Origin of the sequence: Cryobacterium sp. TMT2-17-1, assembly GCF_004402765.1 — a bacterium.
Taxonomy (GTDB): Bacteria; Actinomycetota; Actinomycetes; order Actinomycetales; family Microbacteriaceae; genus Cryobacterium; species Cryobacterium sandaracinum.
This window is the reverse complement of record NZ_SOGC01000036.1, coordinates 35645-49894: the sequence shown is the minus strand read 5'-3', so window position 1 is coordinate 49894 and position 14250 is coordinate 35645. Positions and strand designations below refer to the sequence as shown.

Sequence of the window (14250 nt, the reverse complement as noted above, 5' to 3'; positions counted from 1 at the left end):
CCACGCCCCCGGCAACCCTCAAGCCGACGCAATCCGCAAGCCGACGCAACCTGCACCCGGGCAGACCGCGGCGCCGGGCGTCCCACGTCCAACCGCGTGCACGCAGCTCTACAGCCCGGCCATGGTCGAGGCGCTCGGCGACCTGACCCTGAACCCCGTCTGGAGCCAGGACCCGGATGCCGACGTGTCCCACGGCACCGACGATGCCGAGCTGCGCGTCCAGATCGACGCTCTCGACCACCTGACCTGCGTCTGGGCGAGCCCATATGGGGGATCCGACACCGGGATTATCACCACCGTGGTCTGGGTGACCCCGGAACAGAGCGCCGCGGTGGAGGCCCGGCTCGTCGCAAACGGACTGGAGTGCTTCACCCAGTCGGAGGGCCGCCGCTGCGTCATCCAGACGAACACGGCAGACGGCGCTTTCGGTGAGTCCCACTTTCTGAGGGGCGGCATCCGGCTCACCACGAAGTACACGAATGCCGGCCCGCTGGGCTACACACAGAACATCATCGAAAACCTTTGGTGGGTGTCTAGACCGTTTCGAGCAGGCCGAGACCGGCCCGGGCATCGCCCAGCAGCGGCCGCATTCCGCCTGCCGCCCCGCGGGCCGCAACCGGGTCGAAGCCGGGTCGATGCCGTGTCTATGTCGGGTCGAAGCCCCGCCCCGTTAGGATCACTGAACAGAGGCATTTTTTCGAACCGTGTCCCCCTCATTGTGGGTCTGGCCGGATTCCCTGCCCCCGAGATAGCGTTGTCCGTTACTTACTTACCGAGCCTGTTCGAGAGGATCGCGTGGCCAGCCTCACCGAAATCTTGATCCTGCACGGTCTGCTGCCGATCGAGGAGCTCGACCACCTCATGGCCGGCGACCCCGCCGATGAGAGCGCCGTCCGCGCCCTCGTCGCCAAGGGCGTCATCACCGAGGTTCAGTTCGCCAAGGCTCGGGCCCAGCAGGCCAACCTGCCCTTCGTCGAGCTGATCGACTACCCGGTCGATCGCCTCGCCGTGGCTCTCGTTCCGGTGGCCGTCTGCAAACGCCACGAAGTGCTCCCGATCGCCGTCGACGACGGCCGCCTCATCCTCGCCATGGTCGACCCTGGCAATGTCTTCGCTGTCGACGACGTGCGCGAAGCATCACGGATGCGCGTCACCCAGGTTGTCGCCGAGCGCAGCGATCTGCTCGCCGCCATCACCCGCTACCACCGCGCCGACGACGAGCTCAGTGACCTCACCTCCACACTCGAGGAAGAGAACGCCGCCACGGAGAGCTCCTCGTTCGGAGTCTCGGACTCCATCGACGACGATGCCCCGATCGTGCGGTTCGTGAACCTGTTGGTCAGCCAGGCCATCCAGGACCTGGCCTCGGACATCCACATCGAACCCGGCGAGCACAGCCTGCGGGTGCGTTACCGCATCGACGGCGTGCTGCACGAGATGCAGACCGCACCCAAGAGCATCCAGAACGGTGTTATCTCCAGGCTCAAAATCATGAGCGATATCGACATCGCCGAGCGGCGCAAACCGCAGGACGGCCGCATGACCGTGCGCCATGCCGGCCGTCAGATCGACCTGCGCGTTGCGACTCTCCCCACCGTGTGGGGCGAGAAGGTCGTCATGCGAATTCTCGACAACTCGAACACGACTCTCGACGTGCGTGCGCTGGCCCTGCTCGAGCACAACTTCGAGGCCTACAAGACTTCCTACTCCAAGCCTTACGGCATGATCCTGATCACCGGTCCGACTGGTTCGGGCAAGTCGACCACGCTCTATACGACCCTAGGTGCGGTCGCTCGTCCCGAAATCAACGTGATCACGGTCGAAGACCCGGTGGAGTACCGCATGGCGGGCATCAACCAGGTTCAGGTGAACCCGAAGGCAGGTCTCACCTTCGCGAGTGCGCTGCGTTCCATCCTGCGAAGCGACCCGGATGTCGTTCTGCTGGGTGAGATCCGCGACCACGAGACCGCGCAGATCGCCATCGAGGCCTCTCTGACCGGCCACCTCGTGCTGTCCACCCTGCACACCAACGACGCGCCGAGCGCCATCACCCGGCTGACGGAAATGGGCATCGAGCCCTTCCTGGTGGGTTCCGCCCTGGATTGTGTGGTGGCCCAACGCCTGGCCCGCCGGCTCTGCGACAAGTGCAAGACGCCATCCGTTCTGACCGTCGACTACCTGACGCGCCTCCGCTTCGCGTTCGACCCGGAGCGCCCGCTGCCCACGATCTTCGAGGCGGTCGGCTGCACGCAGTGTTCGAAGACCGGTTACCGGGGGCGCATCGCCGTGCACGAGGTGATGACCGTGACCGAGGAGATCGAGCGGCTCGCCGTGGCCCGAGCATCGAGCGCCGAAATCGGCCGGGTGGCGCGCGAACAGGGCATGATCACCCTCCGCGAGGATGGCTGGGCCAAGGCCCAAATGGGTTTGACATCGATCGAAGAAATCTTGCGAGTGGTCGCATAGTGCAAAAGGGGATATCTGCATGAGTCAGCCCATCTATGAAATTCCTGTCACGCCTCCTGGGGCTGCCGGGGGCAGCTGGAGCCTCGGCGATCCCGAGCGTCGAGGCGCCGAACAGACGGAGCACGATGTCGCGCCGGCCGCTCCTGACTCGGCGGAGTTCGAGTTCGTCGATGTTACGGATGCCGCGCAGCCGGCGACAACGGTCCTTCCGGTGGACACCGGCGCGGTCGAGACGACCGGGCGCCGCGCCCGCGCTAACCGCACCGGCGACAACGAGGTCTCCGACCTTGACCTACTGAACGCCCTGGCCGAGGTTCTCGACCTGAACGCCTCCGACCTGCACATCACCGTCGGAGCGCCGCCGAGCATCCGTGTCGATGGCGGCTTGCGGCCGATTGAGGGCGCGAGCAAGTGGATGGGTGACAAGGTCACCTCTGCGCTCTACAGCATCCTCTCGGCGAAGCAGCGTGCGCAGTTCGAGGAGGAGCTCGAGCTCGACTTCGCTTACACGGCCGGCGGCGCGCGCTTTCGCGTGAACTACTACTACCAGCGCAACTCGATCGGAGGGGCGTTCCGTCTGATCCCGCGCGAGATCAAGCCGCTGAAAGACCTCGGCATCCCTGAGACGGTCGGTCAATTCGCCAAGCTTCCTCGCGGCCTGGTTCTGGTGACCGGCCCCACCGGTTCGGGCAAGTCCACCACCCTGGCGGCACTGATCGATTTGGTCAACCGCACCCGTGCCGACCACATCGTCACGGTCGAAGACCCGATCGAGTTTCTGCACAAGCACCAGAAGTCGCTGGTCAACCAGCGCGAGGTCGGCCACGACACGAAGAGCTTCGCCTCCGCACTCAAGCACGTGCTGCGCCAGGACCCCGACGTCATTCTGATCGGCGAGCTGCGTGACCTGGAAACTATTTCGGTCGCCCTGACCGCGGCAGAGACCGGCCACCTCGTCTTCGCCACCCTGCACACCCAGTCGGCGGCCCAGACCATCGACCGCGTCATCGACGTGTTCCCGCCGCATCAGCAGGGCCAGGTGCGCGCGCAGCTGGCCGCTACCCTGCAGGGTGTGGTCTGCCAGACCCTCGTCAAGAAGATCGGCGGCGGCCGCGTGGTCGCCACCGAGGTTCTGGTCACAACCTCCGCGGTCGCCAACCTGATCCGCGAGGGCAAGACCTACCAGGTCGCCTCCGCGATGCAGGCCGGACGTGCTCTGGGCATGCACACTATGGACCAGCACCTCGCCGAACTCGTCGACGCGGGTCTCATCACCCGCGCATCGGCCGAAGAGAAGGCTCAGGACCTCGAGGGGCTGAACCAGCTAATTCGTCGCGTGGACCACGTCGAGGCATCCGTCGGCGGCATGAAGGGCATCGATTTCGGCGACTCCTACTCACCTCGGGGGCAGTAGATGCCAACCAACCTTGCTTTCGCCTACAAGGGCCGCAACGCCGCTGGCAAGGTCGTCAAGGGGCGCCTGGATGCCGCCTCCGAGAACGCGGCCATGACGCGCGTTCGCACGATGGGGCTGACGCCGATCTCCGTCGCCGAGGTGGCCGTCGGCTCCGGGCTGAACGTGGAGATCAAGATCCCCGGGTTCAGCAAAGGCATCACCCTGAAAGACCTCGCCATCATGAGCCGCCAGATGGCAACCATGACCTCGGCCGGCCTGTCGCTGCTTCGCACGCTAAACATTCTTTCTGAGCAGACCGAGAACAAGGAACTCGCCAGGATTCTCACGGCGATCCGCAATGACGTAGAGACCGGCATCTCGCTGTCCGAGGCTATGGACAAGTACTCCACCGTCTTCCCGCCCATCATGATCAACCTGATCAGGGCCGGGGAAACCGGTGGGTTTCTGGAGAGTTCGCTCAATTCGGTGGCCGGCAACTTTGAGTCGGAGACCAAGCTCCGCGATACGATTAAGTCAGCGATGGCCTATCCGACCATCGTTCTGGTCATGGCTGTGCTCGCCGTCATCGGCATGCTGACCTTCATCGTTCCGGTTTTCGAGAAGATGTTCGCGGGGTTCGGAGGCCAGTTGCCGCTGCCCACCCAGATTCTGGTTGTGCTCTCCAAGGCCATGGTCTGGCTTCTGCCGGTGCTCATCGTGGGCGGAATCGCTTTCACGGTGTGGTGGCGAAAGAACAAGAACACCGAGCCTGTACGCAAGGTCGTCGACCCGCTCAAGCTCAAGCTCCCCGTCTTCGGGCCCCTCATGACGAAGCTAGCCATCGCCCGGTTCAGCCGCAACTTCTCCACCATGATCGGCGCGGGTGTTCCCATCCTGCAATCGCTCAACATCGTCGGAGAGACCTCCGGCAACTGGGTTGTCGAATCTGCGTTGCGCAAGGTGCAGGAGTCCGTGCGCCAGGGCAAGTCGATCGCCGGTCCGCTTGCACTGGAGCCGGTCTTCCCGGCGATGGTGGTGCAGATGATCGCCGTTGGTGAGGATGCCGGCGCCCTGCAGACGATGCTGGGCAAGATCGCCGACTTCTACGACCAGGAGGTGCAGGCCACAGCCGAGCAGCTCACCGCGCTGATCGAACCCCTGATGATCGCCTTTATTGGAGTCGTCGTCGGCGGAATGATCGTGGCCCTGTACATGCCCATGTTCAGTATTTTCGAATACATCAAGTAGTCGACCCCCGCACTGGGGGTGTGGAGGTCTCCAAATACCCCCTTAAGCGGGCTACACCCCCAATCCGTGGACCATAGGCTCATTGCAGGTAACGCAAAAGCCTTTCCCAGCACACCCCCAGCAAAGGACCCCCACATGATTCGCAGCATCACGGGAGCGCTTGCCCGCAAGCGTTCAGAACTCGGCCAGAAGGAAAAGGGCTTCACGCTCATCGAACTTCTCGTCGTCGTCATCATCATCGGCATCCTCGCCGCCATCGCCATCCCGATTTTCTTGGGCCAGCAGACGTCCGCTCGCGACAGCGCCACGCAGTCGGACATCAGCAACGCCAAGACGGCCCTGGTGGCGTTGGCTGTTTCGGGAGGAACCTTCCCGGCCACCAACACCACGATCACGAGCGTTGGCACGGACTTCACCGCCGGAACGAACACGACCCTGACCTTCCAGGGAACTGCAGCCGGGTTCTGTGTTGCTGGTGTGAACACTAATGCCGCGAACGCGACTCACGTCTACGCAGCCAGCGACAAGACCGGTGTGGCGAAAGGTACCTGTAATAGTTCAGGGGTTTGGGTCACAGCTACCTGGTAGTCGATTGACTTCTTCTTGAATCACTTTCGTCTGAAGTGGGGCGCCGGTCTAGCCGGTGCCCCACTTCAGAACTTCAGCACTACCGGCAGGGATGTGGGGCCTACGTGAATCCTGAGACGAAGGGCCCCTTCAGGAGCGCTGATTCCGGTTTCGGCCTGATCGAGATCGTCATCTCAATGTTCTTGCTTGGCCTGCTTGCCGTCGCGTTCCTTCCCCTCCTCGTGAACTCGGTGCGAACCACGGTCACTAACTCGTCAATCGCCACGGCCACTCAGCTGGTCAACCAGGAGATGAAAAAGGCCCAATTGGCCGGTGATACTTGTGCCCTCATCACCGCCTACGGGAGTACGTCCGTGCCTGTCGTTTCTCCTGACTCCCGAGGGGTGAGTTATCAGCCGGCTCACGTTGTTGGCCCCTGTCCGCTGGCTTACCCCGGCACCGTCCCCGTGACGGTGTCCGTAACAGTTGTCGGCTCCACCCTCGCTCCCGTGACAGCCACGACACGAATCTTCGTGAAGGCAGCGTGATGTCTGCCGTGGATGTATCCAGGCCCCGATCATCAGACTCGGGCTTCACCCTGATCGAACTGCTCGCGTACATGTCGCTTCTGGTCGTCGTACTGCTGATCGTCGGCGGTTTGCTGGTCAACTCCCTCGCCAGCCAGCGAACCGTTCGCACCAGCACCCAGGCGAGTAACTCGGGCCAACTCGTCGCCCAATCCGTTGCCCAAGGCGTGCGTAATGCCACCGCAATCAAAGTCACGACACCGAGTGCAGGAACACAAGTTCTCACGGTTCTAACCGCCAGCATGACCACTCCTCGGACATGGCTTTGCCAGGCCTGGTATTTCTCCGGCGCAGAGGTGAGGACAAGGACATCCAACACGCTCATCCCGGCATCGAGTTTTTCCAACTGGACGCTGCTCGGAACGGACATGCGGCCGGTCTCAGGATGGGCAGTATTCACCCCGACACCGACCCCGACCGTGTTGAACCCGACCCCGACCCCGAGCACGTCGAACCCACTGGGAGTCATCCTTACCCTCGACGTGAAGCCTGTGAACGGTCAGTCTGTGCGGATCAGCAGCACATCTACCAGTCTTCAGCCTCTCCCCGTGCCTGTACCCGTGACCGGATTGGTAGGTTCTCCATGTTTTTGAACCTGAAAACACATGCCCGTCCGTTCAACGAACGGGGCAGTGCTCTGATGGCAGTTCTCGGGGTGATGGCTGTCACCATTGTGATCGGCTTGACAATTACGGCTGCAACCGTAAACGGGCTAGGAGTAACGAGTACCAACAAGGCACTCGTACAGTCTCGAGCGGCGGCGCAAGCCGGACTCGCCGTTGTCGTTGCCGGTCTTTCCAGCGGGAGTTGCCTGACCTCCGTTCCCTCGACCAACCCGACGTCCAACTCGGTCGTTGAATTCCAGGACAATCTCGGAACACCTGTGATCAGTTGCGATATAGCCTCACAGGTTAAGATCACGTCCACTGGCACTGCACAATCCTTTGGGGCGGGCGGTGCCTCATCAGGCGACACGAGCAAGGTCGAGGCTGTCTACCAGTATTCGCGGACGCCGAGCGGAGCGGCCATTTACCTGGCCACCGGTGCGAACTTCAATAATGGTGGCGCCATCACATCCTCCGCCACCGTACCTGCCATCCAGGTCAAGACTGGCGACCTCAACTGCGACAACAACACCGTGATCACTGGAAGCGTGGTCGTCGTCGCGGGCTCAATCTCACTCAAGAGCTGCACCGTCACCCAAAACGCCTGGGCCCTCGAAACGACGACGTTCCCGCCGCCCGGGGGCACGATCGGGGGGATCTTGACATCCGCGGGAAGTAGACCGGCATCGCACCCGATCGCGCGCTGGGACCCAACGCTGCCGATGCCGTCCGTGCCGGTGTGGACGGAGTTCCCCTACAATCCGAACGATTGGAAGACCCCAGCTCTGGTGCCCTTCTATGAGAACATTCGCCCCGTAACGTCCGGCGATTGTCCTCTGCCGAACAACAATGGTGCTCTACCGACTATTTTCAATGCGCTCGCCTGTGCCGGTGTTAGCTCCCCGCCCAATGGTGGCCCTGGCAGCAACGTCATCACTTTGTACGATGACCTGGTGATTGTGGCCAAGAAGTTCAACTTCACCAACAGCCTGGAATTCGTGTCCTCTGACCCGGCAGTTGCCCACCGAGTTTGGTTCATTACCCCAGACTTGGTACCAACCGATCATGTGGCCACATGCAGCCCCGGCCAAGGCGCCTTCACGATCGGGAACAACCTGACCATTACCGCCCCGATCAAGGCAATGCTCTACACGCCTTGTGCGATTAGTACGGGCAACGGTTTTACGTGGCGGGGTCAGATGTATGCAGGCACCATTTCGAACTGGAACAACGCCAACTTCGGTTACATCGGGGTCGGACTCCCCGGTGCCAACCTGGACGCCGGGACATACGCTTCCGGAGGCGGCTCCCCGGGGGCGCGCACGGTTCTAGGCGCTCTGGTGTCTTCTCGGGATCTCGTCGGGTGATATTGCTTCCGGTCTTCGCCCTGAGCGGTTTCGGCCTGCTCATAGGCTCTTTCTTGAACGTTGTCATCTTTAGGATTCCCGCCGGTCGTTCTATCGTGTCCCCGCCTAGCGCCTGCGGTGTGTGTGCGGCTCCGATTCGACCGTGGGACAACATCCCCGTGTTTTCCTGGCTGCGGCTTCGTGGACGATGCCATGACTGTACGGCGAGGATTTCCGTGCGGTACCCGCTGGTCGAGTTGGGTACAGCGGTGTTCTTTGGTGTTGTCACTTCATGGGGGCTGTCGGCCCTCTCAAGCCGGTCGCCCACCTTCGCCTCGTTTGGTGCGCTTGTGTCGCCCGTAGGAGTGGTCGATCCCCAGGTAGCCGCGGCGGTTATGCTTGCTCTTCTTGCGTTCCTCTACCTCGCGTCGGTGAGCGTGGCGCTTGCCTTGATTGACCTCGACACCCATACGCTGCCGAACCGAATCGTCCTTCCCAGCTATCCCGTCGCGGCCGTGTTGTTGACTGCAGCGGCGCTCCTGGCCGGTGCTCCCGGGCGCGTGCCGTCAGCACTCATCGGCGGAGTCGCACTCTTCGGCCTGTACCTGCTCATGGCGTTCCTCTACCCGGGAGGCATGGGCCTCGGCGACGTGAAGCTCGCCGGCGTGCTGGGCCTCTTCCTCGGCTGGTTGGGGTGGGCGCCACTGGTCGTCGGCGCGTTCGCCGCGTTTTTGCTCGGTGGACTGTTTAGTCTTGTGCTAATCATGACCCGAAAGGCGAATCGGAAGAGCGGCATCCCGTTCGGACCGTGGATGCTCGCCGGGGCGTGGCTGGGCATTTTCGGTGGTGAGGCGATAGCGACGGGCTATCTGTCTTTGTTTGGTCTGGCATGACTGCATCCCTGGTTTTGGAGAATCAATGACTGCAAACGTCGTAGGAATCGACATCGGGAGTGTCGCCGTGCGTGCCGTGGAGGTGAGCGATGCCGGGCGGACCAACGCCACGCTCGTGCGCTACCACGAAGTGTCGCTTCCTGAAGGGGCGGTGAGTCGAGGCGAGGTGCTCGAACCGAATACGGTCGCGGCGGCGATCAAGCAGCTTTGGTCGGACGCTGGGTTCAAGAGCAAGAACGTGGTTCTGGGCATGGGCAACCACCGCGTGCTCGCCCGTGACCTGAGTGTTCCGAAAATGCCGATGAAGCGCATCCGGGAGATGCTGCCGTTCCAGGTGCAAGACCTGATCTCGGTGCCAGTGGCCGACGCTCTACTCGATTTCTACCCGATCTCTGAGAGCGAGGGCGAAAGCGGTCCGCAGATCAACGGCCTGCTCGTTGCTGCGATCAAGGAATCCGTGCTGGGCAACGTGAAAGCCGTTGAACTCGCCGGGCTTACCCCGGTGGAAGTCGACCTCATCCCGTTCGCTCTGAGCCGGTCGATTTTTCGCGGTGCAAGAACGGATGACGCGGTCGTGCAGATCGACGTCGGCGCCGGCACCACGACGGTCGTGATCACCTACGCCGGCGTGCCGCAATTTGTGCGGCTCATCCCGACAGGAGGGGACGACCTGACGCAGGCGCTCATGCTGAGGCTCTCCATCACAGCCGAAGAGGCCGAGCAGCTCAAGCGCTCGCTCGGCCTCGGCCTGGCAGCACCGGGAAACGAGGCGGCCGTCACCGTGATCCGCGAGGTCACCACCGAACTGATCAACAGCCTCCGGAACACTGTCAACTACTTCGTCAACACCCGGCAGTCCGTGCCAGTGACCCGCATCGTGCTCACCGGGGGAGGTGCCCACCTCAAGGGCTTTTCGGACGCACTCACCGAGGTGACGCGTCTACCCATGGTGGCGCCTGACCCGTCTCTCTCGGTCGGGCTCGGCCGCGGCGTGAAAGCGGATGCGCTCAAGCAAACACAGGGAACTTACCTTGTAGCGCTGGGTCTGGCCCTGGGGAGCAAAGCATGAGCCGCAAAATTGACAGCGACGAACTGATCCTTGGCGGTGAGCCTCGAGTGGACCTGCTGCCACCCGAGGTGTTCAAGAGGCGCCAGGCGAAGGCTGTGCGGCGAGGCTTGGGGATCGGCACGGTCGGCCTGCTCGCCATCGTGCTGGCCGGCACCGGTGCTGCCACCTATCTGTCGGGGCAGGCGCAGGCGCAGCTGCTGGCGGCGCAGTCGTCGACGACAGATCTCCTCGCCGAACAGACCAAGTACGCCGAAATTCGCACCGCGCAGTCCCAAGTCGATCTCGTGAAGGCGGCGCAGCAGGTTGGCGTGTCGACCGAAATTGACTGGGAAACGTATCTCCTCGCAGTGCAGGGGACGCTTCCGGCCAGCGTGGTGATCGAGTCGGTCATCGTTGACTCTGCCAGCCCGATCCTGCTGTACCCGCAGCCGACCGTCCCGCTTCAAGGTGCCCGCGTGGCCACGGTCGACTTCACGGCATCCAGCACCGTTTTGCCCGATGTGCCGGCCTGGTTGAACGGCCTCACCACTCTCCCCGGCTTTGCGGATGCGTTGCCCGGCTCGGTCACCCTCGATGAGACCACCGGCGTCTATGCAGTCGCCATCAAAATGCACGTCAATGAGGCCGCGTACGCTGAACGCTTCGCCTCGAAGGAGGATTAAACCGTGGACAAGAACAGGCTGTGGGTCATCGGTTCCGTCTTGGTCATGGTTGCCATCCTCGCCCTGGGGTATGTGCTCGGCATCCAGCCACAGCTCAAATCGGCCTCGGCGGCTCGAACGGAACGCCTCGTGGTGGAAGCCACCAACGCGGAGCACGCCCTGGTCCTGGCCCAGTTGAAGGAAGACTTCGCCGGCATTGACGCGGTACGGAACGAGTTGGCTCCGCTCGCCCTTTCCGTGCCTGGCGGCACCGACATGCCTGCTTTCATCGACCAGCTGTCAGCATTGGCGGGGCAGTCTCAGGTGACCCTCAACACGATCAGCGTCTCTGAGCCCGCGGCCTATGCGACCGTTGCGCCTCCGGTGGCTGAGGCGCCAGTTGCGGACGCTCCTCCCGCTGATGGAGTGGCCGCCGACGCGGCTGTGGCCGCTCCGGTGGCCGCTGCGCCGGTCGCCACCGCCGGCGTCCCGCCGGTCGTGGACTCGCGGATCACGGCTGCGAACTTCGCATCCCTGTCGGTGCAGATCTCAATCAAGGGCGACTACAGCCGTGTTCTCGATTTCGTGAACGGACTGCAGACTGGCTCGCGGCTCTTCCTGGTCTCGGGGCTCACGACATCCGTGGTCGCGGCTGAAGGCGCGGCAGAGGGAGTGGCTCCGGTCGCAAGTGGCACAGTGGATGCCACGATAACCGGGCTCGTCTACGTGCTGGTTCCCGACGCTGCGGCCGGGGCAGTGGCGGCGGCGGGCTAGCACCCGACACATCGCCGCGTCGGGCCGAGCCTCCCTCGGCCGGGGGCCCTGCATTGCTAAGGTTGTGGCTGATCGTACCGGCCAACCACAAGGAGCGCACCATGAGCGACACAACGTCCCCTGAGGGCAACCGCAACCGTAACTACGACAACGAACCTGAGCCGGTCGACTACGCGGGCCACGATGAGCAGACGGATGCCCCGGACTACACCGGCACCGGCTCCCACTCCGCCCCGGCCGATTCCGGCGAGGTCCAGGCGGTACCGGCTCCGGTCGCCCCCGCCGAGCCCGTCGGCGAGCCCATCTCTTATGACGCTCCCGAGTCATCCGCGCCTGCCCCGGTCGCCACCGAGAAGCGCGAAGCGTACGTGCCCGCAGCCTCGATCGCCGAAACCGCGGCCACGACCAACACCACGACCAACAGCACCGGTGAGACCGAGCGCATCGAGCCGGTCTCGACGCCGACCCAGGCCGAGCCGACCCACGCTGTTCCGACCGAGGCCTACGCCCCCACGAACACCACGGCGCAGCCCCCCGTCTACATTCAGGCGCCGACCGCTCCCCGCTACAAGAGCAACCGCGGTCCCGGCGCGTTGATCGCCCTGCTCTCCACCGTCATCTTCGCCGCCCTCTACGCCGTGGTCGCCTTCGTGCTGTCCGGCATCGGCAGCTTGTCCATTGCGGACACGGCCTCGAAGTTCACCGACTTCATCGTGCTGCCCATCTTCTACGTGCCGGTCATCTTCTTCTTCGTCGCGTTCGCCCTTCTGGTGCTGATCGCGAACCGCGGCGGCTGGTGGGCCTACGTGCTCTTCGGCTTCCTGGTGGCCGTGGTCGTCTACTTCTCCTACATCGGTGCGGCGCTGCTGAGCGTTCAGGCCTGGAACTTCACGCCCGACCAGGCGGCGCGCTTCATCGGACAGCAGTGGCTGAACCCAGGGGCCATCGCCGCGGCGGTCGTCGCCCGCGAGGTGCCGATCTGGGCCGGCGCCTGGATCGCCCGCAACGGCCGTGCCGTCACCGAACGCAACGCTGCAGCGAAGGCCGAATACGACCGCGTCCTCGCCGCCGGACCGCAAGGCATTCGCAGCAACTAGTCGGTCGACGCCCGGCGCTCAGCGTGCCGGGCCCCAGCAGGTACGCCATCAAGGGGGAGCGATGCGAAATTACCAGAAGTACGCGACGGTCGTCGCCGTCTTCGCGGCAGTGCTCCTTGCCGCGCTCCTCGTCGCCGCCTTCGGAATGATCAGCCTGCTGACCGACACAGATGTCATCAGTGACCCCAACGCCGGACCTCTCGTCGGCCCGTTCATGACCGCCGCCGCCGTGGTGCTGGTGTTCACCCTGATGCTGCTGCTCGGGCTGCGCACCAGACCGGAGAACCAGCGGATCGCCGTCGGGTACTCCCTCGGCACCGGGGTCGCCGCGCTTGTCGTCTTCGTTCTGGTGGGCGGGGTCCTCTACGCGCTCGGCACCGGGGTGCCGGCCGACACCGCCGGGCTCCCGGGCGATAGCGTCGGGTTCGCAGCCTCCGTGCTGCTAGGCCCGTTCGCGGTGACCACCGGCATCCTCTCCTTCATCGTCACCCTGCTCTACTCGCTGGTCCTCGCCTCACGGATGCCCGAACGCGGCCCCCCGAAATGGCCGTGGGAGCAAGGCGAAGACTGAAACACCGCCGGCCTGAAAGTCGCTGACTGCGGAGCACTCCGATCGGGTACCCTTGTCTTTCATGGGCGATTCCATCGAGTTGCGGGTCAGCCAACAGGTTGACGACTGGCTCAACTGGCTGCCGCGCTGGCGCCCGGGCACGCATCGCGGCCGTTCACGGCTGTGCCGCACTTGCTTCGGGTCGCCGGTCATCGCCGCCGCCGGCCTCGCCACGGATGTCCCGCACGCCGTGCAGCACGCCCTCGCCATGCGCCTGAAGCACCTGATCGACGCCGAGGTCGACGAGTTCACCGAGACGCACCTCCCCCTGCTGCTCCGGGAGATCCGCCTGAACGAGGAGCGCAAACAGGCCGCGTTGACCTACCGCCCCGCTGAGGGTCTGGACCCGGCCTACACCGGCCTCGACCTCGACCCGCCGGCCATGCCCGACGCCCCCTACCTCTTCACCTTCGCCGAACTCGCCCGGCCCGAGGCATCCGTGGCCCTGCCCGTTGACCCGCCTCCCTTGACCGACGAGGAGAAGGCGGCCATCCGCGCCGAGGTCACACGCGCCGACGAACACGCGGCACTGGTCGGCGGTCGGGTCTGCGCCGAACTGTCCCGGCACCGTGAACGGATGCGCAGCGCCGTCACCGAATTCGCCGAACCCTGGGTGCTCGCTCTCCTCGCCGACCTCGACACCGCGCTCGATTCCCCGCTCTGGCCGCGCGGCCCGTGAACAACACCTGAACGAACCCCTGGGGCCGCGTGATCCATTTGACCCAGCGGTCACCCCCGGGATATCCTTTCGAGGTGTGCGCTTTGTCGTGCGCTTGAGTCATGCCACCGCGATCTTGTCGTGCCGCACCTTAGGCGCCTTGATGTGGCACTCACACAGGGTGTGCTCTCCGAGCAGCCCCCACGGCATACCCACTACAGCCCGCGAAACTCATTCCGCGTGTTTCGGTGGGTCCAGATGAACTCGATCGGGCCGGAAACGGAGCGATTCGA

15 protein-coding genes are annotated in these 14250 nt (G+C 64.0%); all 15 read left to right on the top strand.

Features of this window, described 5'->3' with window-relative positions; genetic code table 11:
* Nucleotides 1-121 precede the first annotated feature (121 nt).
* Nucleotides 122-820 (top strand): hypothetical protein, encoded by a 699-nt coding sequence (locus E3O47_RS15990; protein WP_166785364.1) that lies wholly within the window; start codon nucleotides 122-124, stop codon nucleotides 818-820.
* Complete coding sequence (locus tag E3O47_RS09475) at nucleotides 796-2466, top strand: ATPase, T2SS/T4P/T4SS family (RefSeq protein WP_134342115.1); 1671 nt, start codon at nucleotides 796-798, stop codon at nucleotides 2464-2466. Before E3O47_RS15990 ends, E3O47_RS09475 begins: the two co-directional genes overlap by 25 nt.
* A 19-nt stretch (nucleotides 2467-2485) precedes the next feature.
* On the top strand, nucleotides 2486-3880 hold the full coding sequence (locus E3O47_RS09470; protein ID WP_134420309.1) for a type IV pilus twitching motility protein PilT: 1395 nt from the start codon (nucleotides 2486-2488) through the stop codon (nucleotides 3878-3880).
* Nucleotides 3881-5110, top strand: a complete 1230-nt coding sequence (locus tag E3O47_RS09465; protein WP_134420307.1) for a type II secretion system F family protein — start codon at nucleotides 3881-3883, stop codon at nucleotides 5108-5110.
* Nucleotides 5111-5245: 135 nt separating this feature from the next.
* Nucleotides 5246-5698, top strand: a complete 453-nt coding sequence (locus E3O47_RS09460) for a prepilin-type N-terminal cleavage/methylation domain-containing protein (protein WP_134420305.1) — start codon at nucleotides 5246-5248, stop codon at nucleotides 5696-5698.
* A 104-nt stretch (nucleotides 5699-5802) separates the two neighbouring features.
* On the top strand, nucleotides 5803-6225 hold the full coding sequence (locus E3O47_RS09455) for a type II secretion system protein (RefSeq protein ID WP_166785363.1): 423 nt from the start codon (nucleotides 5803-5805) through the stop codon (nucleotides 6223-6225).
* Entirely contained in the window at nucleotides 6225-6857 is a 633-nt protein-coding gene (locus E3O47_RS09450) for a prepilin-type N-terminal cleavage/methylation domain-containing protein (protein WP_134420301.1), read from the top strand. The genes E3O47_RS09455 and E3O47_RS09450 overlap by 1 nt, the downstream gene beginning before the upstream one ends.
* Nucleotides 6848-8236: a hypothetical protein gene (locus E3O47_RS09445; protein ID WP_134420299.1), complete on the top strand. Its 1389-nt coding sequence runs from the start codon at nucleotides 6848-6850 to the stop codon at nucleotides 8234-8236. The genes E3O47_RS09450 and E3O47_RS09445 overlap by 10 nt, the downstream gene beginning before the upstream one ends.
* Nucleotides 8233-9108 (top strand): prepilin peptidase, encoded by an 876-nt coding sequence (locus E3O47_RS09440; protein ID WP_347232585.1) that lies wholly within the window; start codon nucleotides 8233-8235, stop codon nucleotides 9106-9108. Before E3O47_RS09445 ends, E3O47_RS09440 begins: the two co-directional genes overlap by 4 nt.
* A 25-nt stretch (nucleotides 9109-9133) precedes the next feature.
* Complete coding sequence (gene pilM, locus E3O47_RS09435) at nucleotides 9134-10177, top strand: type IV pilus assembly protein PilM (RefSeq protein WP_134420297.1); 1044 nt, start codon at nucleotides 9134-9136, stop codon at nucleotides 10175-10177.
* Entirely contained in the window at nucleotides 10174-10839 is a 666-nt protein-coding gene (locus E3O47_RS09430) for a hypothetical protein (RefSeq protein ID WP_134420295.1), read from the top strand. Before pilM ends, E3O47_RS09430 begins: the two co-directional genes overlap by 4 nt.
* A 3-nt stretch (nucleotides 10840-10842) precedes the next feature.
* A complete protein-coding gene (locus E3O47_RS09425; RefSeq protein ID WP_134420293.1) occupies nucleotides 10843-11592 on the top strand; it encodes a hypothetical protein in 750 nt (249 codons plus the stop codon).
* Between the two features lie 101 nt (nucleotides 11593-11693).
* On the top strand, nucleotides 11694-12689 hold the full coding sequence (locus tag E3O47_RS09420; protein WP_134420291.1) for an A24 family peptidase: 996 nt from the start codon (nucleotides 11694-11696) through the stop codon (nucleotides 12687-12689).
* Between the two features lie 61 nt (nucleotides 12690-12750).
* Complete coding sequence (locus E3O47_RS09415) at nucleotides 12751-13260, top strand: DUF6121 family protein (protein ID WP_104194972.1); 510 nt, start codon at nucleotides 12751-12753, stop codon at nucleotides 13258-13260.
* Nucleotides 13261-13321: 61 nt separating this feature from the next.
* The gene (locus tag E3O47_RS09410) at nucleotides 13322-13978 is read left to right on the top strand and encodes a spermidine/putrescine ABC transporter substrate-binding protein (protein ID WP_134420289.1); all 657 of its coding nucleotides are present in this window, start codon (nucleotides 13322-13324) and stop codon (nucleotides 13976-13978) included.
* The last annotated feature ends 272 nt before the right edge of the window (nucleotides 13979-14250 follow it).